The sequence below is a fragment of the Aliiroseovarius sp. YM-037 genome, from assembly GCF_048060095.1.
Lineage (GTDB): Bacteria > Pseudomonadota > Alphaproteobacteria > Rhodobacterales > Rhodobacteraceae > JBLUOA01.
On record NZ_JBLUOA010000001.1, the window covers coordinates 1,458,091 to 1,483,084 of the forward strand.

Here is a 24,994-nt window from a genome sequence, read left to right on the forward strand (position 1 = left end):
CGACCTCTCTGTTCAGGGGCGTCGTTGCAATTTATAGTCTGCCGTAACCGCAATTCATAAGGCCAGAAATGACCCGCCCACTCGTCGGAATAATCTCGAACAGTTATCTCATTAACGATGAATACCCGTCCCATGCGGGCGGCACGATGAATTCCGAAGCGATTGCGAAAGTGTCGGGCTGTATGCCGCTGTTGATTCCCACCGACCCGAATTTTGTTTCGGTTCCGGAACTGCTGTCGACATTCGACGGGTTTCTTCTGACCGGTGGCCGCCCGAATGTACACCCCGAAGAATACGGCGAGGCAGCGACCGAAGCGCATGGCGAATTTGATCGCCATCGCGACGCGATCGTCCTGCCCCTCGTGCGGGCCTGCATCGAGGCGGGGCAACCCGTGTTCGGCATTTGCCGCGGCTTTCAAGAAGTCAACGTCGCTATGGGCGGCACGTTGCACCCCGAAATCCGCGATCTACCGGGGCGGAACAATCACAGAATGCCCCCTGACGGGACGCTGGAAGAAAAATTCGCGCTACGCCATTCGGTGAAATTCACCAAGGGCGGGCCTTTCCATCGCTTGCTTGGCGCGGAGGAGGTCGTGACGAACACCCTGCACGGGCAGGGCATTAAGTGCACCGGGCGACGGGTTGTGATCGACGGGGTCGCTGAGGATGGAACGCCCGAAGCGATCTATATCGATGGCGCGCCGGGGTTCTCCCTCTCCGTTCAATGGCATCCGGAGTGGAATGCGGCGAATGACCCTGTGTCGCGCCCGTTGTTCGAAGCGTTCGGCGATGCGGTGCGTGGATGGGCCGCCGGTCGGACCGCGCGGGGTCTGAAATCGGCCTGACCTCAGAGATCGGTGCGCAAGTGCCAGAGTTCGGGAAAAATCTCAACATCCAGCATCCGGCGAAGGTATGAGGTGCCGCTTGTCCCGCCGGTCCCGCGTTTGAAGCCTATGACCCGCTCCACCGTCGTGACGTGGTTGAACCGCCAGCGGCGGAAGTAATCTTCAAAATCCACCAGCTTCTCGGCGAGTTCGTAGAGTTCCCAGTGATCTTCGGGGTTTTCGTAAACCGTCGTCCACGCCGCCATAACCGCGTCGTTTGGTGCGTATGGCGCGCTGAGGTCGCGTTGCGTCACCTCGTCGGGCAGGTTGAAACCGTGCTGCGGCAAAGCGGCAATCGCTGTATCATAAAGGCTTGGCCGAGACAGTTCCGCTTTCAGCAAGGTGGCGATGTCTTTCCGATGTTCATGCGGCTTCAGCATCGCGACATTCCGGTTGCCGACCATGAATTCAATCAAGCGATACTGCCAGCTTTGAAAACCGGACGATTGGCCGAGGGCTTCCCGGAACGTGGTGTAGTCGCTGGGCGTCATGGTGCGCAGCACGTCCCACGCGTTGTTGAGCTGTTCGAATATCCGGGCGACGCGGGCCAGCATCTTGAACGCCGGGCGCATCCGACCTTCAGCAAGAAGATCACGGGCAGCGGTCAGTTCGTGGATCGCCAGCCGCATCCAAAGCTCTGACGTCTGATGCTGGACGATGAACAGCATTTCGTCATGGGCGTCCGACAGCATGTCCTGCGCCCCCAATATCGCGTCGAGCCGAAGATAGTCGCTATAGGACATACGCCCGTCAAAGCTCATCTCTGCACCATCATCGGCGGGGTTGTAGGGTGTTTTTGTCATGTGACCGCCGCGCGTTTTTTATATTCAGGAGTGTCCCACAGATCATTTTTCATCACGTCCGCGATGGCGTCGATGGCATGGCCGACATCGGTTTCGTCGATATAAAGCGGTGTAAAGCCGAACCGCATGATATCCGGCGCACGAAAGTCACCGATCACGCCACGGGCGATGAGGGCTTGCATGGCCGCATACCCCTCGGTGAACCGGAATGAGACTTGGGAGCCTCGGTTCTGCGGATCCCGTGGGCTGGCGAGGGTCAAGGCGGGGCATCGCGCCTCAACCCCTTCGATGAATTGCTCGCACAGCGCGATTGACCGCGCGCGGAGCGCATTCATATCGACCCCGTCCCAAATATCCATCGCAGCGTCGAGCGCGGCCATCTGCAAAATTGGCGGTGTGCCGACGCGCATCCGGTCGATCCCCACGCCGGGGCGGTAGTGGCGTTCAAAGGCAAACGGTGCCTCATGCCCCAACCAGCCGGACAGGGCGGGGCGGGCAACGTCCGCGTGGCGCGGCGCGACGTAGATAAAGGCAGGTCCACCGGGGCCGGAGTTGAGGTATTTGTATGTGCAGCCAACGGCGAAATCCGCGTTGCAGCCCGCAACATCGACGGGCAACGCCCCGGCGGAATGGGCCAGATCCCAGACGCAAAGAATGCCTTTGTCATGGGCCGCGTCCGTTAGTGCCTTCATGTTATGTTTGCGCCCGGTGCCGTAGTCGACCTCAGTCAGCATCAGGACGGCAACATCGTTGCTCAGCGCGTCGGCAACGTCTTCGGGCGCGACGGTGCGCAGGGCGTAGTCAGGGCCGAGCGTTTTGCACAGCCCCTCGGCCATATAGAGATCCGACGGAAAATTCCCGGTGTCGGACAGGATAATCTTGCGGTCTGGGTTCATCTCAAGCGCTGAGGCGAGCGCTTGGTAAACCTTGATCGACAGGGTATCACCCAACACGACCGTTCCCGGCTCTGCCCCGATCAAGCACCCGATCCGGTCGCCCAAGCGGCGGGGCAGGTTCATCCATCCGGCGCGGTTCCAGCCGGTAATCAGCATTTCCCCCCATTCATCCGTGACGGTGCGGGCGAGGCGGGCGGCGGTGGCCTTCGGCAAGGGGCCGAGCGAATTCCCGTCAAGGTAGGTCACATTGTCCGGCAGGTGAAACATCGCTTTCGTCGCCGCGAAATCAGTCATAAGAAGCCTCTGCGATCTGGTTGACGGGCACACAGTATCCGCGCGGGCCTGCGACGCAAGAGGGTCAGGCGCGATGTGATCCGTTTCTGACGATAGGGTAAGAGGCTGCGATGAAAACGATTGATCTTCCCCCAGTCTGGCTTGCGGTCTTTCTGGTGATCGCATGGGTGCAAAGCACCTATTGGACGGGGCTTTCCTTTGGCGGCGGTTGGGCCGACTTTTTGGGCGGGTTGTGTGTCGGTGGCGGCGTGTTGCTGATGGCCTTGGCGTTTGTTCAGTTCCGCAAGCATCAAACGACGGTTCATCCGCATGGTGAATCGAACGCCCTGATCCAATCCGGTGTCTACAAACGGTCGCGAAACCCGATCTACGTCGCTGACGCGCTGATTTTGACGGGTCTCATTCTGCGTTGGGATGCCGTCTTGTCACTACCACTGATTCCGATTTTCGTTTGGGTGATCGAGCGGCGCTTCATCTTGCCCGAGGAAAAGCGCCTGCGCCGTCAATTTCGCGTTCAATATGCCGCTTATGAGCGCAAAGTCCGCCGATGGATATGATTGAAGTCGGTCCGACGCCGACGCTTTGTTGTGCTTCGCCAAAAGGCAGGTTATGAGACAAACGAACGAAAATGTCCGTAGGGCCGCCCGTTTTGAACAATTTGGAACGTGCGGTCTTTGTTTAGGTTAAATTGGGGGACAATCAGACGTGAAAATCGGCGCACCTAAGGAAACGATTGAGGGCGAAGCCAGAGTCGCGATGACTCCGGAAAGCGCCCGCGAACTGGCGAAGCTGGGTCATCAGTGCTTTATCGAGTCTGGTGCTGGCGAGGCGGCGGGTTTTTCAAACGCCGACTACCGTGATGCAGGTGTCGAGGTGGTGAAAACCGGCGCGGCGCTGTTCAAGGCGGTTGATATCGTCACCAAAGTGCGCCCTCCGACCGATACAGAAGTCAAACGCCTGGCCAAAGGGCAGACGCTGGTTTCTTTCTTCAATCCGGCAGGCAACGACAAGCTGATGCAGCAGGCCGCCGACAAAGGCGCAACCGTCATCGCGATGGAGATGGTGCCCCGCATCAGCCGTGCGCAGAAGATGGACGCGCTGTCGTCAATGGCGAACATCGCGGGCTACCGCGCTGTGATCGAGGCGGGCAACAACTTCGGTCGGTTCTTTACCGGGCAAATCACCGCTGCAGGCAAGGTGCCACCAGCGAAGGTTCTGGTCGTCGGGGCAGGGGTTGCGGGCCTTGCCGCGATCGGCACGTCGACGTCGCTCGGCGCGATCACCTATGCTTTTGATGTTCGCCCCGAAGTGGCCGAGCAGGTGGAATCGATGGGGGCGGAGTTCGTCTACCTCGATTTCGAAGAAGAACAAGCGGATGGATCGTCCTCGGGTGGCTATGCCAGTGTGTCGAGCCCGGAGTTCCGCGAGGCGCAGCTTGCCAAATTCCGCGAACTCGCGCCCGAAGTTGACATCGTCATCACGACCGCGCTGATCCCCAACCGCGAAGCGCCGGAATTGTGGACCGAGGATATGGTCAAGTCGATGAAGCCGGGTTCGGTGATCGTCGACCTTGCGGCGGAAAAGGGTGGTAACTGCAAGCTGACCGTGCCGGACGAAAAGATCGTGACCGCCAATGGCGTAACGATCATCGGTTATACGGACTTCCCAAGCCGGATGGCGACGCAATCCTCATCGCTTTATGCGACCAACATCCGCCACATGATGACGGACCTGACGCCCGAAAAGGACGGCAAGGTCAATCACGACATGGAAGATGATGTGATCCGTGGCGCGACCGTGACCCACAAGGGCAAGATCACCTTCCCGCCACCGCCGCCGAAAGTGCAGGCAATTGCGGCCGCGCCTAAGAAAGAGGCGCCGCGCGAACTGACAGCGGAGGAGAAACGCGCGAAGGAGGTCGCAGCGTTCAAGGCGCAGACCAAGCAACAGTTCACGCTGCTTGGCGTAGGTGGGGTGCTGATGCTACTGGTGGGGCTGTTCGCACCGCCGAGCTTCATGCAGCACTTCATCGTCTTCGTGCTGGCCGTTTTTGTCGGGTTCCAGGTGATCTGGAACGTGTCGCATTCGCTGCACACACCGCTCATGGCGATAACGAACGCGATTTCGTCGATCATCATCCTTGGCGCGCTGATGCAGATCGGGTCCGGTTCGTTCCTCGTGATCTTGCTGGCGGCGCTGTCTGTCTTCATGGCCGGGATTAACATCTTCGGCGGCTTCCTCGTCACACGGCGCATGCTTGCCATGTTCCAGAAATCTTAAGGGGGGCCGAAGCAATGGAATCTGGTTTCACAACTGCCGCTTATGTTGTCGCGGCTGTTCTATTCATCCTGTCGCTTGGTGGCCTTTCGGGTCAAGAAAGCGCAAAGCGTGCCGTGTGGTACGGCATCGTCGGAATGGGCCTTGCGGTTCTTGCGACGCTGATTGGCCCCGGTTCGGGCTTTTGGCTGCTATCGTTGCTGCTGATCGCGGCCGGTGGTTTCATCGGCATCAATGTGGCGCAGCGCGTGCAAATGACCGAGATGCCGCAGCTTGTGGCGGCAATGCATTCCCTCGTCGGTTTGGCGGCGGTCTTTGTCGGCTTTAACGCCCATTTCGAAATGGTCCGCGTCGGCGCGATGAACGAAGAGGCGCGCCAAGCGCTTGAGGGATTTGCCGCCGTTCTTGCGCACAAGAACGGCGCCGAACTGGCGATCCTGAAGGTCGAACTGTTCCTCGGAATCTTTATCGGGGCAATCACCTTCACCGGCTCTGTCGTGGCCTTCGGTAAGCTCGCTGGCAAGCTCACGAGTGCGGCGACTAAGTTGCCGGGCGGGCATATGCTGAACCTCGCCGCGGCGATCATCTCGCTGATCTGCCTGTTCTGGTATTTCAACACCGGGGGTTTCTTCCCGCTGTTCCTGATGACGCTTGCTGCGCTATTCATCGGTTATCATCTGATCATGGGCATCGGCGGCGCCGATATGCCGGTGGTCGTGTCGATGCTGAACTCCTACTCGGGGTGGGCGGCTGCGGCGATCGGCTTCTCGCTTGGTAACGATTTGCTGATTGTTGTCGGCGCGCTTGTCGGCTCCTCCGGTGCGATCCTGTCCTACATCATGTGTAAGGCGATGAACCGGCACTTTGTGAGTGTCATCCTCGGCGGGTTCGGCAACACAACCGGCCCAGCGATGGAGGTCGAGGGCGAGCAAATCGCAATCGACGCCGACGGTGTTGCTGCGGCGCTGAATGAAGCCGACAGCGTTGTCATCATCCCTGGCTACGGGATGGCCGTCGCACAGGCGCAACAGGCGGTCAGCGAGTTGACCCGCAAGTTGCGCGACAAGGGCAAGAACGTGCGGTTTGCGATCCACCCGGTCGCCGGACGTTTGCCCGGCCACATGAACGTGCTGCTGGCCGAGGCCAAGGTGCCCTACGACATCGTGCTTGAGATGGACGAGATTAACGATGACTTCCCCGATACGGATGTCGCCATCGTCATCGGGTCCAATGACATTGTGAACCCGGCGGCACAGGACGACCCCAACAGCCCCATCGCGGGGATGCCGGTGCTGGAATGCTGGAAAGCCAAGCAGGTGTTTGTTTCCAAACGCGGGCAGGGCACAGGGTATTCGGGGATCGAGAACCCGTTGTTCTACAAGGAAAACACCCGGATGTTCTATGGCGACGCCAAGGACAGTGTGAACAAGCTGTTGTCGCTGATCGACTAGGCCACACGCGATCACAGTCAAACGCCCCGCGGATCAAGTCTGCGGGGCGTTTTTCGTTTCGGACTGCTTGTGATCCCGTTCGGTATGCGATTGTGTTCACACAACTTATTGAAATGTGGCAATTTTTCCGTTTACTCCCGATTAAATCTCGCTACGTTGGCGCGAAATCTGGAGAGTGCCGATGAGCCCGATCAAGGACCACCCGTTGCGCTATCAGCTCGCGAATGAGCTTCACGCCCGCCCGTTTCCGTCTCAGGGTGCGCCGAGCCATGCGATCTATCTGGCGATCAAGCGTTCGAACGGTGCTGCCCATCGGGATCGGTCTGCCGATCATGCGCATCTGAACGCGCTTCTGGAGCGGCATGGCGTGCAAAGCCCGCCGGCAGACGCAACGCATTTCTACGGTCAGATCGGGCGGAACCAGTTGAAATGGGAAAGCCACAGCGAATTCGTGACCTATACGGTGTTCTGCAATGGGCTGGGTGCGCGGCCCTTTGATCCGGCGGCATTCGAGGTTTTTCCATCTAGCTGGTTGTCCGACGCACCCGGAGAGCGGATGACATCCGCGCTGATCCACATCGACATGATGCCGGCTAACGATACGCTCCATCAGAACCTGCATAACTGGTTCGTGCCTGAAAGCCTCGCTGTTAGTCACGTGCTGGGTCAGTCAGCGACCATCGCCGGAGATTTTCGTATAGATGACGCGGGCCACGCCCGCTTTGCTGTCTTTGTCGAACCCGGGATCGGCATGCGGCGCATCGGGCGCATCGTGCAGCGCGTGTGCGAAGTCGAGACCTACAAGACGATGGCGATGCTCGGCTTTCAGCGCGCCCGTGGCATGCAGAGTCGGATGAATGAAATTGACGGAGAGTTGGCCGGACTGCTTGACGATATGTGCCACGAGATATCCAGCCCGGACGTCACGTTGAAGTCGCTTCTGAAGATATCTTCCGAGCTTGAAAAGCTGTTGGCGCAGTCCACTTTCCGGTTCGGCGCAACGAAAGCCTACGAGGCCATCGTGAACCAGCGCATCGATATATTGCGTGAGGATCGGTTCGAAGGTCGCCAGACCTTTGCAGAGTTCATGATGCGCCGATTTGATCCCGCAATGCGAACGGTTCAATCCACGAAGGAGCGACTTCGTGAGATGGCGGCGAGGGCAACCCGCGCAGGCGAGTTGCTGCGAACAAGAGTAGATGTTGAGCGGTCGGCGCAAAACCAGCAATTGCTCGAGAGTATGAACCAGCGGGCCGATCGGCAGCTGCGATTGCAAAAGACGGTCGAAGGTTTGTCGGTTGTCGCGATCAGCTACTACGCCGTCAATCTGTTGACCAACGTCGCGCTGCCGATGGCAACTAGGTTGGGCATCGAAAAGCCGTGGTTGATGGCAGGCCTCACACCATTGGTGATATTCGGCGTCTGGGCGATTGTGCGCCAGATACGCAAATCCGTCTTTTAGCGGATTGCGTTGGTAGCTGTCTTGGCGAGGTGCTAAGCATCGCCTGACACAGTAATCGACATATCAACTGGGGATTCACACATGCCCGTCAAAAACCGTTTTGCTGAGCTTCACGATGAAATCACCGAATGGCGTCGGCACCTGCATCAGAACCCGGAACTGTTGTTTGATACCCACGAAACCGCGGCTTTTGTTGAACGCAAGCTGACGGATTTCGGTTGCGATGAAATCGTCACCGGGATTGGACGCACCGGTGTTGTCGGTGTGATCCACGGGGCGTCTAACGCTTCTGGCAAAGTCATCGGTCTGCGGGCCGACATGGACGCGCTGCCGATTGTTGAGGCGACGGGGCTTGATTATGCCTCAAAAAATGTCGGTAAGATGCACGCCTGCGGGCACGACGGCCACACGGCAATGTTGCTCGGCGCGGCAAAGTATCTGGCGGAGACGCGAAATTTTGACGGCACCTGTGTCGTCATCTTTCAGCCTGCCGAAGAAGGCGGCGGCGGCGGACGCGAAATGTGCGAAGACGGGCTGATGGAACGGTTCGGCATTCAGGAAGTCTACGGGATGCACAATTGGCCCGGCCAGCCAATCGGAAGCTTTGCCATCCGCCCCGGCGCGTTCTTTGCCGCGACGGATCAGTTTGAGATCACGTTGGAAGGGCGGGGCGGGCACGCCGCGAAACCCCATGAAACGATAGACCCGACGGTGATCGCCAGCCAGATCGTGCTGTCGCTACAGACGATTGCCAGCCGCAGCGTGAACCCGGTTGAACAGGTCGTCGTGTCCGTTACCTCGTTTGAAACCGAAAGCACGGCGTTCAATGTCATTCCTCAAAAGGTCTTTCTGAAGGGCACCGTTCGCACGTTAAGCCAATCGGTGCGCGACATGGCCGAGGATCGCCTGACCGAAATTACCACGCTGACCGCGCAAGCCTTTGGTGGCGTGGCCGAGATCAACTACATGCGCGGCTATCCAGTAATGGTGAACCACGATGCGCAGACGGAATTCGCGGCGGATGTCGCAAGCACAGTCGCCGGGGAATGCAACGACGCGCCGTTGATCATGGGCGGCGAGGACTTCGCCTATATGCTCGAAGAGCGACCCGGCGCTTACATTCTGGTCGGCAACGGTGAAACAGCGGCGGTTCACCATCCCGAATATAACTTCAACGACGAAGCGATCCCGGCGGGCTGTAGCTGGTGGGCCGAGATTGTCGAGCGCCGGATGCCCGCCGCCTAATCGCGCCCGCGCTTTTCAAACCGGGGTAGCATGGCGGAGAAGTCCGTGCCTTCGCCGCCTTCATCTTCAACGAATTGGGCGTAAAGGTCGGCGGCGTGCTGGCCCAGCGGTGTGTCGGCGTCGGCGGTCTCGGCGGCCTGCTGGCTGAGCCGTAGGTCTTTCAGCATCAATTCCGACGCGAAACCGGGTTTGTAGCCATTGTCTGCCGGGCTTTGCGGCCCGACGCCGGGGGCGGGGCAGTAGGCATTCATCACCCAGCTATAGCCGGAGGAGGTCGACACAACGTCGAACATCTTTTGCCGATCAAGGCCAAGCTTGTCGGCCAGCGCGAAGGCCTCGCAGGTGCCGATCATGGTGATGCCAAGGATCATGTTGTTGCAGATCTTCGCGGCTTGCCCGGCACCGGATGCACCGCAATGCACGGCTTTTTGGCCCATGATGTCGAAAAGCGGCGCGACCTTGGCAAACCCGTCCTCGGTGCCACCGGCCATGAAGGTCAGCGTTCCGGCGGATGCGCCACCTATCCCGCCAGAGACGGGTGCATCGACCGCTAACAGATCCGCGCTTGCCGCATCCTCAGCCACGGCGCGGGCGCTTTCGACGTCAACGGTTGAGCAGTCGAGGAACACGGCACCTTTCGACATGACAGGGATGATGTCAGCAGCGACCGCGCGCAGGATGTCGCCGTTCGGCAGCATCGTCAGAACCACATCCGCGTCTTTTGCCGCGTCCGCCGCGCTGTCCGCCCTTGCAACACCCTCTGGGCAGGGGGCGGCAAGGTCGAACCCCGTCACTTCATGGCCTGCAGCGGCCAGATTGGCCGCCATGGGTGCACCCATGTTCCCGAGTCCGATGAATCCGATCTTCATGGTGTGTTCCCCTCAAAATCCAAGGTTACGCCCGGAATGGGCAGAAGCATATTAACGACGTCCGCGGCCGGCACATCCGCCGGCCCGGTGTGCTTCCAGTTCGGGTTGCGATCCTTGTCGATAATCTGCGCACGGATGCCTTCGACAAAATCGCCATGTTCAGCGGCGCGATAGGTGAACCGGTATTCGTGATCAAGCGCGCGGCGGATCGACTCTGCCCCGCGCACCCGATGGATGATCTCAAGCGCGGAGGCCATCGATAGGGGAGAGTTTCGGTTAAGCGTCTTTAACGCCTTTGCCGCAAACTCCGTGCCTGCGTTTTCGAGGGATCGGACAATATCGCCGAGCCGTTCGCCACCAAAATGTTCGTCGATTTCCGGGCGGAGTGCTGCGAGTTGGCTGTCAGGCGCAGCACTGGCTGCGGCATCGATCAACGTCCAATCGCCCGTTTCGATCAGCTGCTCGGTCAGGTCTGGCCATTTTCCCTCAGGGATGTAGTAATCCGCAAACCCCGCAAGGATCGCGTCACCCGGACCCATCCGTCCCGCCGTCAACCCAAGGTATTCGCCCAGCCGTCCCGGCGCCCGCGACAGGATGAGCGATCCGCCGACATCGGGGATCAGGCCGATCCCGCATTCGGGCATTGCGATCTGGCTGCTGTCCCCCACGACGCGGTGCGAGCCGTGACAGCCGACCCCCACGCCGCCGCCCATGGTGAAGCCCTGCATCAGGCTTGCGACGGGTTTCGGAAATTCGAACAGCTTCGCGTTCATCCGGTATTCGTCGCGCCAAAAGCGGCGTCCATAGTCGTAGTCGCCCGCGCGCCCGGTCTCATACATCTCCACAATATCGCCGCCGGCGCAGAAGGCGCGGTCGCCCTTCGCGTCGAACAGGATCATCGCGACCTGATCGTCGTCGCGCCATGCATCAAGGGCGGCTTCGATCTCAAGACACATCTCATAGCTCAACGCGTTCAGCGCCTTCGGCCGATCAAGCGTGATATGCCCGATCTTACCCGCCTTGCGTATATGGATGTCGGGCATCAACCGCGCTCCGCCAGCAATTGCCGCGACACGATCAGACGCATGACTTCGTTGGTGCCTTCGAGGATTTCGTGGACCCGAAGGTCACGCACCAGCTTTTCGATACCGTAGTCCGCGAGGTAGCCGTAGCCGCCATGAAGTTGCAGGCATTGGTTCACGATCTTTGACCCGGTTTCCGTGACCAGCCGCTTTGCCATCGCGCAGAACTTCGTCGCGTCGGGCGCGCCGGTATCGTATTTCCACGCCGCTTGACGCAGGAAGGTGCGGGCGGCCTGTAATTCGATTTCCATATCCGCTAGGCGGAATTGAAGCGCTTGGAACTGGTCGATGGTTTTGCCAAACGCCTTGCGTTCACCCATATAGGCCATCGTCGCGTCAAGCGCCGCTTGCGCCGCACCCAGTGAGCATGCAGAGATATTCAGCCGCCCACCATCAAGCCCGGCCATCGCGTAGGTGAACCCCTTGCCGACCTCGCCCAGAAGGTTGCCGGCGGGGATGTTGCAATCGTCCATCTGGACCTGCCGCGTCGGTTGTGCGCGCCAGCCCATCTTGTCTTCCAACCCGCCAAAGGACAGCCCGTCCAACCCGTCATCGACGATCATGGTTGAAATGCCCTTCGGTCCCGCGTCGCCTGTCCGGCACATCACGATATAGGCGTCCGCATAACCGCCGCCAGAGATGAACGCCTTGGTCCCCGTCAGGCTATAGCCTTGATCGGTTTCAATCGCCTTGGTCTTCAGCGCTGCCGCGTCTGACCCTGAACCGGGCTCGGTCAGGCAATAGGCAAAGAACTTTTCCATGCTGACCGCAGGGGCGAGGTATTTTTGCTGTAAGTCTGCGCTGCCGAAGCGGTCGATCATCGCGGCGCACATATTGTGGATCGACAGGAAGGCGGCTGTTGCGGGGCAGGCCATGCTCAGCGCTTCGAACACCAGCGTTGCGTCGAGCCGCGTGAGGCCGGAGCCGCCGTTTTCTTCAGAAACATACAAGCCCCCGAACCCCAGCTCCGCCAGTTTCGGCCAAAGGTCTTTCGGGATCGTGCCTTGCTGTTCCCAGTCTTTTGCGAAGGGGGCGATGTGTTCCTCGCCGAACGCCTTTGCCATATCGAAAATAGCTGTCTGTTCCTCGCTGAGGGCAAAATCCATCGGGCAACCTCCCATCCGCTTGAATTGAACGCTTGTTTAATTACTAATTCTTGCAGAAGTTTTGCAAGAGCAGATTTTCCGGATCGGCGGTTTGCCCTCAAAGGTCGGCGTGGAACTCCTCCTGCAAATGGCGCACGACGGCACAAAGCGCGTCATCGTGGTCGCGCCCGTTGTCCCGCGCTTCCTGATAAACGGCACGCTGACGGTCGGCGCTTGTCCCGGAGCCGAGGATGGAGCGGGTTCCAGTGACCTCTGCCACCGCCTCGACGGCTTCGGCGTCTTCGGCGACAAGTTCGATCATTTCGTCCAGCAAGGTTTCAAACGGCACGATTTCGAGGATGCCGAAGTCGATCAACCCTTCACCGACCCCGTAGCGCTGCGCACGCCAGCGGTTTTCGGAAATCAGCATGTTGTCATACAACCGCCAGCGTTGGTTAAGGCGCTGCAACCGCCAGAGCATTCGCGTCAGGCATTGCGTCAGCGCGGCGAGCGATAGAGTGTTTTCAAGTAAGGGCGACACATCGCAAATTCGGTTTTCAATCGTTGGGAACCGGGCTGAGGGGCGCAGGTCCCACCAGATCTTGCTGCTATCCTCCATCAATCCAAGATGAACCAGCGCGGTGACCGAACGCTCGTAAGCGCCCCAGCCTTCGAGTTTAGGCGGCAAGCCGGTGCGTGGCAGGTTGTCAAACACCGTCAGCCGGTAGGAGCTCAGCCCCGTGTCCTGCCCTTGCCAGAACGGAGAGGAACAAGAGAGCGCCAGCAGATGCGGCAGAAAATAGCTGAGCTGGTTCATCAGATCGATGCGCTGATCTTTTTTGTCGATCCCGACATGAACGTGCATCCCGCAGATCAGCATACGCCGCGCGACCCCGGCTAGGTCTTTTTGCAGCGTGTTGTAACGATCTCGGTCGGTGTGGGTCTGATCTTTCCAGTCGCCGAACGGGTGGCAAGACGCGGCGATGGGGGCGAGGTTAAACTCCGCCGCGACCCGCGCGACGGTCGACCGAAGGTTCTTCAGATCCTCGCGCGCCTCGGCGACGTTTCTGCAAACCTGCGTGCCGATTTCGATCTGACAGTTCAGGAATTCGGGGCTGACCTGGCCTTCAAGTTCTGACTTGCATCTGTTCATCAGCGCTTCGGGCGCATTCGCGAGCGCGCAGCTATCCTTGTCGACGAGCAGATATTCTTCTTCCACGCCGATGGTGAACTCTGGCACCGCATCACTCATTTATTGCCTCCCAACTGGCGTCGCGCCTAACAAGTTCAGCACAAAGGGCCTGGAGGGCCAAGCAGAAATCCGGATCGCGTGAGGGCGGGGGCGTGTCAGCTTGCGCGGATAACGCCCTTCATGTTGGGGTGGAACTTGCAGGCATATGCGTGCTCTCCGGCAGGGATTTCAACCTCTACCGATTGGCCGGGCTGAAGCGTGCCGGTATCAAACCCACCTGCGTCGGCTGTTCCCGTGTGTGGTGCGGCGTCCTTGTTCACGAAACGCACTGCTTCGCCGGCTTTCACGTCAAGTTCGGCGGGGGAAAAGGCGAAGCCTTCGACGGTGATCTCATGCGCGGCGTGGCTGCCAGCGCGGGCGGCCGTTGTGAGGGCAAGCGGCGCAATGGCCGCAAGGCCGAGCACGTTTCGGCGGGAAATGGTCATGGGCGCGTCTCCAAGTAAAATGTCTATCAGAGGATCATGCGCAAAGACGGCGCGCTGATCAAGCACGCCGTCCTTCAGGTTTTTGTCAGATCAAGTGATCAATCCATCGCTTTGAAGTGGAACTCTCCGCCTTCTTTCAGGCCCGACGGCCAGCGCGAGGTCACGGTTTTGGTGCGCGTGTAGAACTTGAACGCATCCGGGCCGTGCTGGTTCAAATCGCCGAAGCCAGATTTTTTCCAGCCGCCGAAGGTGTGATAAGCAAGCGGAACCGGGATCGGAACGTTGATGCCGACCATGCCGATGTTGATCCGGCTGGCAAAATCGCGGGCCGTGTCGCCATCGCGCGTGAAGATCGCGGTGCCGTTGCCGTATTCATGGTCCATCGCATAGCCGAGCGCCTCTTCATAAGACTGGGCGCGGACCGTGGACAGGACGGGCCCGAAAATCTCGGTCTTGTAGATGTCCATGTCGGTGGTGACGCGGTCAAACAGATGCGGGCCGACGAAAAAGCCGTCTTCATACCCTTGCAGGCTGAAATCGCGGCCATCGACGACAAGCTCCGCCCCCTGATCGACACCGGACTGAACCAGACGGTGGATGTTTTCTTTGGCGGCACCCGTGACGACCGGGCCGTAATCAACGTCGTCGCCCGATGTGTAGGGGCCAACTTTCAGCTTTTCGATCCGCGGCACGAGCTTTTCAATCAGCTTGTCTGCGGTTTCGTCACCAACCGGCACCGCAACCGAAATCGCCATGCAGCGTTCGCCCGCCGCGCCATAGCCCGCACCGACAAGCGCGTCGGCGGCTTGGTCCATGTCGGCATCAGGCATGACGATCATGTGGTTTTTCGCGCCGCCGAAGCACTGCACGCGTTTGCCATTCGCACAGCCACGCGAGTAGATATACTGCGCAATCGGGCTAGAGCCGACAAAGCCGACGGCCTGAATCGTTTCGTTATCAAGGATCGCATCGACGGAGTCCTTGTCGCCGTTTATGACCTGCAAAACACCATCGGGCAGGCCTGCCTCTTTCAGCAGTTCGGCAAGCATCAGCGGAACGGACGGGTCACGCTCTGACGGTTTCAGGATCATCGCGTTGCCGCAGGATAGGGCAGGGCCCATTTTCCATAGTGGGATCATCGCGGGGAAGTTGAACGGCGTGATGCCAGCAACGACGCCCAGCGGCTGCTTCATCGAATACATGTCGATGCCCGGGCCAGCGCTGTCGGTGAATTCACCCTTCAGCAGCTGCGGCGCGCCGATGCAGTATTCAATCACCTCAAGGCCACGCTGCACGTCGCCTTTCGCATCGGGAATGGTTTTGCCATGCTCACGGCTCAGTGCTTCGGCCAGTTTTTCCATGTCCCGATTGATAAGCTGCACGAACGCCATCATCACGCGGGCACGCTTCTGGGGGTTTTGCGCGGCCCAATCAACCTGCGCCTTGGCGGCGGAGGCAACGGCGGCATCCAGTTCTTCCTTCGTTGCGAGGGCGAGTTTCGCCTGCACCTCACCCGTTGCCGGGTTCATAACATCCGAAAATCGTCCGGATTTCCCTGCGACTCGCTTGCCGTCGATCCAATGACCAAGTTCTTCCATTGTGTCCTCCTGACTGTGTTTCCGGTTTGGCGCAGACCATAGACTTGCATTTTTGTGTGGAAAAGGGGCAGTTTCACAAAAGGGTTTTGCAAAAATGTTGATATAGGTGCGGTGATGCAGTGGGATGACATGCGAATTTTCCTTTCCGTCGCGCGATTTGAAAGCCTGTCGCGGGCCGGGAAAAGCCTAAAGATCGACCCGGCAACGGTCGGGCGGCGGATCGCGCGGCTTGAGGATGATCTGGGTGCCCCCCTGTTCATCAAATCGCCGCAGGGCTACGCGCTGACTGATGCTGGATCGCGTTTGGTCGACCACGCGACCCGTGCCGAACAAAGCCTGACATTGGGGTTGGAGGAGGTGCGAGGGCAGGCGGGGCAGCTTACTGGTTCCGTCAGGATCGGTGCGCCAGATGGCAGCGCGAACTATCTATTACCGCAGGTCTGCGCCGAAATTTGCGATAATAATCCGGGGCTTGAGGTTCAGATCGTCGCGTTGCCGCGGGTGTTCAACCTGTCAAAACGCGAGGCCGACATGGCCGTGACCGTGTCTCCGCCGACGGCCGGGCGCCTCGTCGTGCAGAAAGTGTCGGACTATCACCTGCACCTCGCGGCGACGGAGCGCTATCTGGCAACGCATCCGCCGATCAAAACAATCGCGGACCTTCGACAGCACCGGCTGATCGGCTACATCCCCGACATGATCTTCGACAAGGAGCTCGACTACCTCGACGCCCTGAAAACCGATCGGGTGCAATTGGCGTCGAATTCGTTTTCCGTTCAGTTCAACTTCGTCCGGCAAGGGGCAGGGGTCGCGATTGTCCATGACTTCGCGATTCCGTCGGCTGAGGGAATCAAACGGATTCTGACGGATCAGGTGTCGCTAACCCGCTCATTCTATCTGGTGCGCCATTCGGATGACCGCCGGGTTGAGCGCCTGAACCGCTTTGCAGCCCTGTTGGGGCAGGGAATTCGGCGCGAAGTGTCGCGGCTTGAGGCGTTGACTTGACAGACGCGGGGCAAGGCGCAACGCTGGTAAAAAGATACAACGTCAAGGAGACCAAGAATGCTCGTCCATCAAATCCTGAAATCCAAGGCAACCCAGGACGTTGTAACCATTGAACCGGGCACAAGCGTTTCGGATGCAGCCAAGATTTTGTCGGAACGAAAGATCGGGACGGTTGTGGTGTCTAACGACGGCGAAAAGGCGGATGGTATTCTGTCAGAGCGTGACATTGTTCGAGAGCTTGGCAAACGGGGCGCGGCCTGCATGTCCGACAAGGTCGATGAACTGATGACGTCCGACCTCGTGACTTGTGCACCGGGCGACAAGATCGACGTGATCCTCGGCCAGATGACCGAAGGACGTTTCCGCCACATGCCAGTGCTGAGCGATGGCAAAATGGTCGGGCTGATTTCGCTGGGCGACGTGGTCAAGGCGCAGCTTTCCGAACTGGCGATGGAAAAGGATGCCTTGCAAGGCATGATTATGGGTCACTAAGCCCCGCGCGACGCCAATCTACTTCCCCTCGGTCGCCCGGATATCCGGCGGCCTTCCATGACAAGAGAGAGCGCCATGCGCATTGGTCTTTATCCCGGCACGTTCGATCCTGTGACGCGCGGGCACCTCGACATCATTGAACGGGCGGCGCTGCTCGTGGATCGTTTGGTGATTGGCGTTGCGATTAACCGCGACAAGGGGCCGTTGTTTTCGCTTGAGGAACGGGTCGCGATGATTGAGAGCGAATGCGCAGACCTCGGCGAAAAAACCGGGACTGAAATAGCTGCCCATCCGTTTGAAAACCTACTGATCGATTGCGCAAATGATGTTGGCGCGCAGGTCATCATTCGCGGGCTGCGGGCCGTTAGCGATTTTGAGTATGAATTCCAGATGGTCGGCATGAACCGTGCGCTTGATAGTTCCGTCGAAACGGTATTCCTGATGGCAGAGGCCCGGCATCAGGCGATTGCGTCAAAGCTGGTAAAGGAAATCGCCCGCCTTGGTGGGGACGTTTCAAAATTCGTGACACCCGCAGTTCAACAGGCGCTGGCGGATAAGCGCGGCTGATCTGTAAACGAAAACGCCGCCCCGAGGGACGGCGTTTTGTGTTTCTAATGCGGGCAGGGGTCAGAGATGCTTGCCCATCTCAACCGCCACATCGGCCATACGGTTCGAGAAGCCCCATTCATTGTCATACCAGCTGAGAACCCGGACCATGTCTCCGTCGAGAACCTTCGTCTGATCCGTCGCGAAGATCGACGAATGGGCGTTGTGGTTAAAATCGAGTGAAACCAGCTTATCATCCGTGACGCCCAGCACACCCTTGAGCGGGCCGCTCGCAGCAGCGGCGCGGATCGCATCGTTGATCTCATCTACCGATACGTCGCGGTCAGCCTCAAACGTCAGATCGACGACGGATACGTTCGGGGTCGGAACGCGGATCGCGACGCCATCAAGCTTGCCGTTCAGTTCCGGTAGCACCAGCCCAACAGCACGGGCGGCGCCGGTCGATGTCGGGATCATGTTAAGGGCCGCAGCGCGGGCGCGGTAAAGGTCTTTGTGCATCGTGTCGAGCGTCGGCTGGTCGCCGGTATAGCTGTGCACCGTCGTCATGAACCCGCGCTTGATGCCGAACGTGTCATTCAGCACCTTGGCAACGGGCGACAGGCAGTTGGTCGTGCAGGACGCGCAGGACACGATGACATCGTCGCTGGTCAACTGATCGTGGTTTACGCCGTAAACGATCGTCTTGTCGGCACCTTTTGACGGCGCAGAGACAAGCACACGGCTCGCGCCGTTGCCGAGATGGATCGCGGCCTTTTCCTTGTCGGTGAAGATGCCGGTGCATTCGAGCACGATGTCAACATGGCTCCACGGCAGATCATCAGGGTTGCGGATCGCTGTCACCTCGATCGGGCCGCGGCCAACGTCGATGGTGGTCTCCGTCGCTTTCACATCAACCGGAAAGCGCCCGTGGACCGAGTCGTATTGCAGCAGATGCGCGTTGGTTTCGACCGGGCCGAGGTCGTTGATTGCGACGACTTCGATATCGGTGCGACCGGATTCAATGATCGCGCGCAGGACGTTACGACCGATGCGGCCAAACCCGTTGATTGCGACTTTGATGGACATGGTGCGATGTCTCCTTTGTCAGCAGAAAAGGGGCCGACAAGGCGGCCCTGACTTGTTAACGCTAACATGTTGATTTTCAGCGGAAGGTCAACCGTGCAATGCCCGGATCAGCGCCAAAATGCGATGTATTCGGTCAGTTCGCCGAGTTTTTTCCCGAGGAAAACGTGAAGATCCCAGCCGAAGATCAGCAGGTCAGCGGCGATAAGGACGAGGATCATCAAAGCCAGAACGATGGCGATACGGTTCGTCATCGCGACATCCGAACGTTCAGGCTGTCAAAGACGCCCCATGACGGCGGCAACATCGGCCATGCGAACGGAAAAGCCCCATTCGTTATCATACCACGCAAGCACACGGACAGTGCGCCCGCCAACGACTTTCGTCTGGTCCGGCGCAAAAATGGAGGAGTGGGGCGTGTGGTTGAAGTCAATGGACACCTTCGGTTCCGGGTCATAGGCAAGAACAGCGCCCATATGCCCCGCGGCGGCTTCGCGTACAACCTCATTCACGTCATCGACGGTGACATCTTTTGATGCTTCAAACGTCAGATCAACGGCAGACACGTTCGGCGTAGGCACCCGCATCGCTGTTCCGTCGAGTTTACCCTTCATCGCCGGAAGAACTTCGCCCAAGGCGGCGGCGGCCCCCGTCGATGTCGGGATCATCGCCATCGCAGCGGCGCGGGCGCGATAAAGGTCGTTATGCCGGCGGTCCAGCGCGGGCTGGTCGCCGGTGTAGCTGTGGATCGTCGTCATGATGCCGCGCTCAATGCCGATGGATTCGTGCAGGACCTTGGCGAGCGGCGCGAGGCAGTTCGTGGTGCATGAGCCGTTCGAAATCATCACATCATCCGCGATCAGGTCGCGGTGGTTGACACCGTAGACGATGGTTTTCTGGACATTCTTCGCCGGGGCAGAGATCAGAACCCGCTTCGCGCCGCGTTCCAGGTGCGCCTTCGCCTTTTCGCCGTCGTTGAATTTGCCCGTGCATTCGAGGACGACGTCGACACCCTCCCAATCAAGCTCTGCCGGGTCGTAGGTCGACATCATGTCGATCGGTCCGCGCCCGAGGTCGAGCGTGTTTTCCCCGACCGTGACGTTGTTCGGGAACCGGCCATGGATCGAGTCGTAGCGCATCAGGTGGGCCGAGGTTTCAAGCGGGCCGGTCGCGTTGATCTTTACCACCTGCACGTCGTTGCGCGCGCTTTCCGCGATATGCGCCAGCGTGCAGCGGCCGATGCGACCAAATCCGTTGATGCCTACTGTTACGGTCATGTCGCCCACTCCTCGAATCTCGAAACGTCTCGTTTCGGGCGGTATACGGGGGAGCTTGCACGGGGAAAAGTGTTTAGCGCCAACATGATAGCGCAAACATGCTGTGCGGCGCTGTCACGACAGGCTGACTGTGTCCCCGCCAGAAACAATGAACCCGCCGCGCTGGAATTAATACTTTCCGGTGCGGCGGGTGAATTTAGTGCGATATAAAGCGCTTAGAGGAGGGATTTCACCTTCTCGGCAACCGCCTCCGCCGTAATGCCGAAGTGGTCATAGAGGGTTTCAGCAGGTGCCGACGCGCCGAAGCTATCCATGCCGACAAAACCGGCCTTTGCGGCCTTGCCCCGCTCTCCGGTCAGCCAACGGTCCCAGCCTTGGCTGACGCCAGCCTCAACCGCGACGCGGACGGCACCGCCGGGCAGAACACGTTTGCGGTAAGCGTCGTCTTGATCCGCAAACAATTCCATGCACGGAACGGAGACGACGCGCGTGCCGATCCCGGCCTCTTGCAGAATGTAACGGGCGGCGAGGGCGACGGAAACCTCAGAACCGCTTGCCAGCAGGATTGCCTGCCGCTTGCCGTCGGAATCGGCCAACACATAGGCACCCTGCGCGGTCAGGTTCTTGTTCTTCTGTTCCTTGCGCACCGTCGGCAGCCCTTGCCGGCTAAGCGCCAGCACGGACGGCGTCGATTTGGAGGTGAGGGCGAGTTCCCACGCCTCAGCCGTTTCGACCGTGTCCGCGGGGCGGAAGACCATGGTGTTCGGCGTTGCCCGACTGATGGCAAGGTGTTCGACGGGCTGGTGTGTCGGGCCATCTTCGCCAAGGCCGATGCTGTCATGGGTCATTACAAAGACCGTCGGGATTTTCATCAAGGCTGCCAGCCGCATCGATGGACGCGCATAGTCGGTGAAACACATGAACGTGCCGCCATAGGGGCGGATACCGCCATGCAGCGCCATACCGTTCATCGCCGCGGCCATTCCGTGTTCACGAATGCCGTAATGGATATAGCGACCTTTGCGGTCGTCGGGCAGGAAAACGCCAAGATCGCCGGTCTTCGTGTTGTTCGACCCGGTCAGGTCGGCAGAGCCGCCAACGGTTTCCTGCATAATCGGATTGATGACCTCAAGCGCCATTTCCGATGATTTCCGCGTCGCTACCTTCGGTTGTTCATCAACGATCTGGCGCTTCAGGGCTTTGATGACGGCGGGCAGCTTCTTCGGCGCTTCAAACGCGTAGGCGCGGTTGAACTCGTTTTGCTTGTTCTGCGAAACCGACGCGAAACGCTCCTCCCATTCCTTCCGCGCCGTTGCGCCGCGTGCGCCAACGTCTTTCCACCAGGACTTGATGTCTTCGGGGATCATGAACGGGCCGTGATCCCAGCCATAGGCGGTCTTGGTATCCGCGATCAGCTGGTCGTCGGTTAGCGCGCCGTGGCCTTTTGCGGTGTCCTGCGCGCTCGATCCCAAGGCGATATGTGTCTTGCAGGCGATGATCGCCGGTTTCCCGGTGCGTTTCGCGGCAGTGATGGCCACGTCGATGTCTTCGGGGTCGTGACCATCGCACTCATGCGTGGACCAGCCCGAGGCGGAGAACCGTTTCAACTGATCCGTGCGGTCGGCAATCTCGACCTTGCCGTCAATGGTGATGTTGTTGTTGTCCCAGAGCACGATCAGCTTTGACAGTTCATGACGCCCGGCGAGAGTCAGCGCCTCTTGGCTGATGCCTTCCATCAGGCAGCCGTCGCCCGCAATCACATAGGTGTGGTGATCGACAATCTTCTTGCCAAATCGCGCGCGCTGGATTTCTTCGGCCATCGCAAAGCCGACCGCGTTGCCAATGCCCTGACCCAGCGGGCCTGTCGTTGTTTCGATCCCGTCGGCCAGGAAATTTTCGGGATGCCCCGCCGTGCGTGCGCCCAACTGGCGGAAGTTCTTCAGCTCTTCAATCGGGAACCGCTCATAGCCCGTCAGATGCAGCAGCGAATAAAGCAGCATGGAGCCGTGGCCTGCCGACAATATGAACCGATCCCGGTCGGGCCACTTGGGGGCGCTCGCATCAAACTTTAGGTGTTTTTCGAACAGCACCGTGGCAACGTCGGCCATCCCCATCGGCATACCGGAGTGACCGGAATTCGCGGCCGCAACCGCATCAAGCGTCAGCGTGCGAATGGCAGCGGCGCGCATCCAGTGTTGCGGGTGTTTCTTGCGAAGGGCGGAAATTTCCACGGGCGAGCATCCTTTGGCTGGGGCGTGTTTTCGCCCGTGTTCTTAGCAGCACTTGGCCGAAGTTCAAGCTGGCCACGGCGGATCAGGCCGAAAGGGGGGCGAAATCCTGCATTCCATTGGGTAAAATTAGCAAAGCGAGGGGTGCCTGCGATTCGCTAACGCAATTGCGGGCCTTCGGACCGACCCGGAAAGCCGGGGCAACGACATAAAGAGGACAGGGCAATGAGCGACATCACCGATCTGGAGCGACGGATCACCGCCGCGCTTGGGCGTATAGAGGCGACGGTTGAACAGGGGCTCGCCACGTCGGCTGAACCGGCCGCCGACACATCCGAAGTCGACGCGCTGCGCGAGGCGCTAGAGGCTGAGAAGGCGACGAATGCCCAACTGGAAGAACGGGTAAAGGTGATCCGCGAAAAGCAGGACACGACGTTCGCTGAACTGGAGGGCCGGGTCAAACGTCTGCGCGAACGACTAGCGCAGCAGGAAAACGATGTTCAACGGCTAAAGCAGGTCAACGCGGAACTCAGAACCTCAAACGATGCGCTACGGGCCGCGAACGAGGCCGGGGTGGCGGATGAACAGCTTATCAACAATGCAATGCTGGCTGAGCTTGAATCGCTGCGCGCCACGCAATCGGCGGATCGCTCAGAACTCGATGCGGTGCTGAACGAACTGAAACCGATCATCCAGGAGGACGCGTAATGCCGGACGTCACAATTACAATCGGTGGTCGCAATTTCGAAGTCGCCTGTCAGGAGGGTGAGGAGCATTTTCTGCAGACCGCAGCTAAGCTACTAGACACCGAAGCATCGGTGCTGACGGATCAGATTGGCCGGATGCCGGAAACGCGGATGCTGCTGATGGCCGGGTTGATGCTGGCCGACAAGACAGCGGGGCTGGAGGAAAAGCAGCGTAGCCTGCTCGATAAGACCGCGTCGCAGGAACAACGGATTCAGGAGCTTGAAAGCCGCCCGACACCCGCGCCCGAAAAGGTCGAAGTCGCTGTGATCCCGCCGATCGTCACCGACACGCTGGCCGAAATCGCCGCGAGGGCAGAGGCCATCGCCGCAAGGGCCGAAGAAAAAGTCGGCTGACTACAGAAGCAGAAAAGCCCGCCAACTGGCGGGCTTTTTCATAGCTTAGACGCGTCGCGGATCAGGCATTCGCCTCGCGAATTTTGTCTGCCGCGTCCTTGTTATAGGCCACGCCGTTCTGCTCAAGCAGCGTGTCAAGTTCACCGGACAGCGTCATCTCGGTGATGATATCGCAGCCGCCAACAAACTCGCCCTTCACATAAAGCTGCGGGATCGTCGGCCAGTCCGAGTAATCCTTGATGCCTTGGCGAATATCCTCATCAGCCAACACGTTCACGTCTTTATACTCAACGCCCATGAAATTCAGTACCCCCGCCACGCGCGAGGAAAACCCGCATTGCGGCATTTCAGAAGTGCCCTTCATGAACAGGACCACATCATTGGCGGTCACGGTATCTTTGATTTGCGTCTGTGCATCGGTCATTTGGATTTCCTTTTTGCGGACGAAGGCACAAAGGCCTTCGCGTATTTCTGTGGGTCTTTCGGGACGGACCAGCTTTTTTGCGTTGAGGAGCCCCGAAAGGTGCCGCCCGTGTGCGAATAAGATGTACTGAGGATATGATCGCCTTCGTGATCCTGTTGGCGGTGTTTGTTTCGTTTGTCGACACGGACAGCAATCGCAACATTGACAATTATTAGAACGACAACAATCACGCCGAGGATTAGAAAAAGTTGGCCGAAGGTCATCCTATCTCACGTCTCCGTTTTTCTGCCCGCCACCTATCGACCGAGCGTTTTCGCCGCCAATACGAAGGGCCAAATTTGAAGAACCCTCGCAGGTCATCGCACAGGGTCCACCCTTCGAGAAGGCCATAAAGGTAACTCACTCCGGCGCTTTCGTCGTCAGGGCCAGCGCGTGCAATTCCCCGGCGGAGCCATCCATTTTGCCTTTCAGCGCCGCATAGACGGCGCGTTGCTGCTGAACCCGGTTCTGGCCCCGAAAGCTCTCGTCGACCACCTCGGCGGCGTAATGGTTCCCGTCGCCAGCCAGATCGGTGATGGTGATCCGGGCGTCGGGAAAGCTCTCGCGGATGAGGTCTTCGATTTCCTGGGCTGAAATTGCCATGCACAACGGTCCTTTGTTCGTTGCCTAAGATTTAGGCGGGGTTGCCGAGCGGCGCAAGGGAGGGTGTTCTGGGATTGTGGCAGTTTATTTTAGTTTCGGCACCGGTTCGATTGAACATAGTCACGGAAAAGTGGTCGGGGAGTGCTTTCGACTTTCCGAAAGCCGGGCATGCGCTTCTTTGGCAACATCTAGACGAAGAAGATATTTCCCGGCGATCACGATGAAATCAGGGGGCTGAATTCCGGCGACCCTCAAAGTCTGAATGAGGTGTGCCCCCGATAGACGAACATAGTCAGCAGACTCACCGCTAAATTTGTTGAACAAGCGGCCACCGAACCATCTGCTTCTTCGAACGGCGTTTTCTGTCGTGTGTATTGCGAAATGAAGTATCTGAAAAAGCCCGTCTTGATTATGTGGCAACATGTCGGCTGCATTGCTTCCGGCAGAAAAAAGGGTTGAAAGCCCGCCGGTTGTGGTCTCCGACATGCTGTTCTTTGTGGGGGACGGTCCCTCCAGAATTTTGATTATTGGTCTTGTCGCCAAATTATTTACTCGCAAGTTCGCGCACTCGATG

At 59.0% G+C, this 24,994-nt stretch carries 26 protein-coding genes; 11 read left to right on the forward strand and 15 right to left on the reverse strand.

Annotated elements, in window-relative coordinates; genetic code table 11:
• Positions 1-68: 68 nt before the first annotated feature.
• Positions 69-845, forward strand: coding sequence for a gamma-glutamyl-gamma-aminobutyrate hydrolase family protein (locus ACEWPJ_RS07190; RefSeq protein ID WP_416512038.1), 777 nt, complete (start codon positions 69-71; stop codon positions 843-845).
• 2 nt (positions 846-847) lie between these two features.
• Here the strand turns inward: ACEWPJ_RS07190 and kynA are convergent, their stop codons facing one another.
• The gene (gene kynA, locus ACEWPJ_RS07195) at positions 848-1,687 is read right to left on the reverse strand and encodes a tryptophan 2,3-dioxygenase (RefSeq protein ID WP_416512040.1); all 840 of its coding nucleotides are present in this window, start codon (positions 1,685-1,687) and stop codon (positions 848-850) included.
• Complete coding sequence (gene kynU / locus ACEWPJ_RS07200) at positions 1,684-2,877, reverse strand: kynureninase (RefSeq protein ID WP_416512042.1); 1,194 nt, start codon at positions 2,875-2,877, stop codon at positions 1,684-1,686. The genes kynA and kynU overlap by 4 nt, the downstream gene beginning before the upstream one ends.
• A 110-nt stretch (positions 2,878-2,987) precedes the next feature.
• Between kynU and ACEWPJ_RS07205 the strand changes: the two genes are divergently transcribed.
• The 5 genes from ACEWPJ_RS07205 to ACEWPJ_RS07225 all read left to right on the forward strand — a co-directional run bounded on the left by ACEWPJ_RS07205 (position 2,988) and on the right by ACEWPJ_RS07225 (position 9,312).
• On the forward strand, positions 2,988-3,434 hold the full coding sequence (locus ACEWPJ_RS07205; RefSeq protein ID WP_416512044.1) for a methyltransferase family protein: 447 nt from the start codon (positions 2,988-2,990) through the stop codon (positions 3,432-3,434).
• A gap of 148 nt (positions 3,435-3,582) precedes the next feature.
• Positions 3,583-5,157 carry a Re/Si-specific NAD(P)(+) transhydrogenase subunit alpha gene (locus ACEWPJ_RS07210; protein WP_416512046.1) on the forward strand — a complete coding sequence of 525 codons (1,575 nt, stop codon included), beginning with the start codon at positions 3,583-3,585 and terminating at the stop codon, positions 5,155-5,157.
• Positions 5,158-5,171: 14 nt separating this feature from the next.
• Positions 5,172-6,605, forward strand: coding sequence for an NAD(P)(+) transhydrogenase (Re/Si-specific) subunit beta (locus ACEWPJ_RS07215; RefSeq protein ID WP_416512048.1), 1,434 nt, complete (start codon positions 5,172-5,174; stop codon positions 6,603-6,605).
• Between the two features lie 181 nt (positions 6,606-6,786).
• Positions 6,787-8,067 carry a DUF3422 family protein gene (locus tag ACEWPJ_RS07220; protein WP_416512050.1) on the forward strand — a complete coding sequence of 427 codons (1,281 nt, stop codon included), beginning with the start codon at positions 6,787-6,789 and terminating at the stop codon, positions 8,065-8,067.
• An 81-nt stretch (positions 8,068-8,148) separates the two neighbouring features.
• A complete protein-coding gene (locus tag ACEWPJ_RS07225) occupies positions 8,149-9,312 on the forward strand; it encodes a M20 aminoacylase family protein (RefSeq protein WP_416512052.1) in 1,164 nt (387 codons plus the stop codon).
• Here the strand turns inward: ACEWPJ_RS07225 and mmsB are convergent.
• The 6 genes from mmsB to ACEWPJ_RS07255 form a co-directional block, all read right to left on the reverse strand.
• The gene (gene mmsB / locus ACEWPJ_RS07230) at positions 9,309-10,181 is read right to left on the reverse strand and encodes a 3-hydroxyisobutyrate dehydrogenase (RefSeq protein ID WP_416512054.1); all 873 of its coding nucleotides are present in this window, start codon (positions 10,179-10,181) and stop codon (positions 9,309-9,311) included. The two genes, ACEWPJ_RS07225 and mmsB, sit on opposite strands and share 4 nt — an antisense overlap.
• On the reverse strand, positions 10,178-11,224 hold the full coding sequence (locus tag ACEWPJ_RS07235) for an enoyl-CoA hydratase/isomerase family protein (protein ID WP_416512056.1): 1,047 nt from the start codon (positions 11,222-11,224) through the stop codon (positions 10,178-10,180). The genes mmsB and ACEWPJ_RS07235 overlap by 4 nt, the downstream gene beginning before the upstream one ends.
• Entirely contained in the window at positions 11,224-12,369 is a 1,146-nt protein-coding gene (locus tag ACEWPJ_RS07240) for an acyl-CoA dehydrogenase family protein (RefSeq protein WP_416512058.1), read from the reverse strand. The genes ACEWPJ_RS07235 and ACEWPJ_RS07240 overlap by 1 nt, the downstream gene beginning before the upstream one ends.
• Before the next feature lie 97 nt (positions 12,370-12,466).
• Positions 12,467-13,600, reverse strand: coding sequence for a carboxylate-amine ligase (locus ACEWPJ_RS07245; protein WP_416512060.1), 1,134 nt, complete (start codon positions 13,598-13,600; stop codon positions 12,467-12,469).
• A 95-nt stretch (positions 13,601-13,695) separates the two neighbouring features.
• On the reverse strand, positions 13,696-14,025 hold the full coding sequence (locus tag ACEWPJ_RS07250; RefSeq protein WP_416512061.1) for a cupredoxin domain-containing protein: 330 nt from the start codon (positions 14,023-14,025) through the stop codon (positions 13,696-13,698).
• A 98-nt stretch (positions 14,026-14,123) separates the two neighbouring features.
• On the reverse strand, positions 14,124-15,623 hold the full coding sequence (locus ACEWPJ_RS07255; RefSeq protein ID WP_416512062.1) for a CoA-acylating methylmalonate-semialdehyde dehydrogenase: 1,500 nt from the start codon (positions 15,621-15,623) through the stop codon (positions 14,124-14,126).
• Between the two features lie 114 nt (positions 15,624-15,737).
• Here ACEWPJ_RS07255 and ACEWPJ_RS07260 point away from each other — a divergent pair, with 114 nt between their 5' ends.
• The 3 genes from ACEWPJ_RS07260 to coaD all read left to right on the forward strand — a co-directional run bounded on the left by ACEWPJ_RS07260 (position 15,738) and on the right by coaD (position 17,687).
• A complete protein-coding gene (locus ACEWPJ_RS07260) occupies positions 15,738-16,628 on the forward strand; it encodes a LysR family transcriptional regulator (protein ID WP_416512064.1) in 891 nt (296 codons plus the stop codon).
• Positions 16,629-16,685: 57 nt separating this feature from the next.
• The gene (locus tag ACEWPJ_RS07265; RefSeq protein ID WP_416512066.1) at positions 16,686-17,120 is read left to right on the forward strand and encodes a CBS domain-containing protein; all 435 of its coding nucleotides are present in this window, start codon (positions 16,686-16,688) and stop codon (positions 17,118-17,120) included.
• Positions 17,121-17,195: 75 nt separating this feature from the next.
• Positions 17,196-17,687: a pantetheine-phosphate adenylyltransferase gene (gene coaD / locus ACEWPJ_RS07270; RefSeq protein WP_416512067.1), complete on the forward strand. Its 492-nt coding sequence runs from the start codon at positions 17,196-17,198 to the stop codon at positions 17,685-17,687.
• Positions 17,688-17,747: 60 nt separating this feature from the next.
• Here coaD and gap (ACEWPJ_RS07275) read toward each other — a convergent pair whose 3' ends face one another.
• The 4 genes from gap (ACEWPJ_RS07275) to tkt form a co-directional block, all read right to left on the reverse strand.
• The gene (gene gap / locus ACEWPJ_RS07275; protein WP_416512069.1) at positions 17,748-18,752 is read right to left on the reverse strand and encodes a type I glyceraldehyde-3-phosphate dehydrogenase; all 1,005 of its coding nucleotides are present in this window, start codon (positions 18,750-18,752) and stop codon (positions 17,748-17,750) included.
• A gap of 107 nt (positions 18,753-18,859) precedes the next feature.
• Positions 18,860-19,003, reverse strand: a complete 144-nt coding sequence (locus tag ACEWPJ_RS07280; protein WP_416512071.1) for a hypothetical protein — start codon at positions 19,001-19,003, stop codon at positions 18,860-18,862.
• Positions 19,004-19,027: 24 nt separating this feature from the next.
• Positions 19,028-20,026: a type I glyceraldehyde-3-phosphate dehydrogenase gene (gene gap / locus ACEWPJ_RS07285; RefSeq protein ID WP_416512073.1), complete on the reverse strand. Its 999-nt coding sequence runs from the start codon at positions 20,024-20,026 to the stop codon at positions 19,028-19,030.
• A 215-nt stretch (positions 20,027-20,241) separates the two neighbouring features.
• On the reverse strand, positions 20,242-22,257 hold the full coding sequence (gene tkt / locus ACEWPJ_RS07290) for a transketolase (protein WP_416512075.1): 2,016 nt from the start codon (positions 22,255-22,257) through the stop codon (positions 20,242-20,244).
• A gap of 222 nt (positions 22,258-22,479) precedes the next feature.
• On the opposite strand from tkt, the gene ACEWPJ_RS07295 reads away from it, so the two are divergent.
• Positions 22,480-22,962 carry a hypothetical protein gene (locus ACEWPJ_RS07295; RefSeq protein WP_416512077.1) on the forward strand — a complete coding sequence of 161 codons (483 nt, stop codon included), beginning with the start codon at positions 22,480-22,482 and terminating at the stop codon, positions 22,960-22,962.
• Positions 22,962-23,354, forward strand: a complete 393-nt coding sequence (locus ACEWPJ_RS07300) for a cell division protein ZapA (protein WP_416512078.1) — start codon at positions 22,962-22,964, stop codon at positions 23,352-23,354. The genes ACEWPJ_RS07295 and ACEWPJ_RS07300 overlap by 1 nt, the downstream gene beginning before the upstream one ends.
• A gap of 61 nt (positions 23,355-23,415) precedes the next feature.
• On the opposite strand, the gene grxD is transcribed toward ACEWPJ_RS07300, so the two are convergent.
• From grxD to ACEWPJ_RS07315, 3 genes are all read right to left on the reverse strand, one after another.
• Positions 23,416-23,778 carry a Grx4 family monothiol glutaredoxin gene (gene grxD / locus ACEWPJ_RS07305; protein ID WP_416512080.1) on the reverse strand — a complete coding sequence of 121 codons (363 nt, stop codon included), beginning with the start codon at positions 23,776-23,778 and terminating at the stop codon, positions 23,416-23,418.
• A gap of 399 nt (positions 23,779-24,177) precedes the next feature.
• Positions 24,178-24,420 (reverse strand): BolA/IbaG family iron-sulfur metabolism protein, encoded by a 243-nt coding sequence (locus ACEWPJ_RS07310; RefSeq protein WP_416512082.1) that lies wholly within the window; start codon positions 24,418-24,420, stop codon positions 24,178-24,180.
• 120 nt (positions 24,421-24,540) lie between these two features.
• Positions 24,541-24,906, reverse strand: coding sequence for a hypothetical protein (locus ACEWPJ_RS07315; protein ID WP_416512084.1), 366 nt, complete (start codon positions 24,904-24,906; stop codon positions 24,541-24,543).
• Between the last annotated feature and the right edge of the window lie 88 nt (positions 24,907-24,994).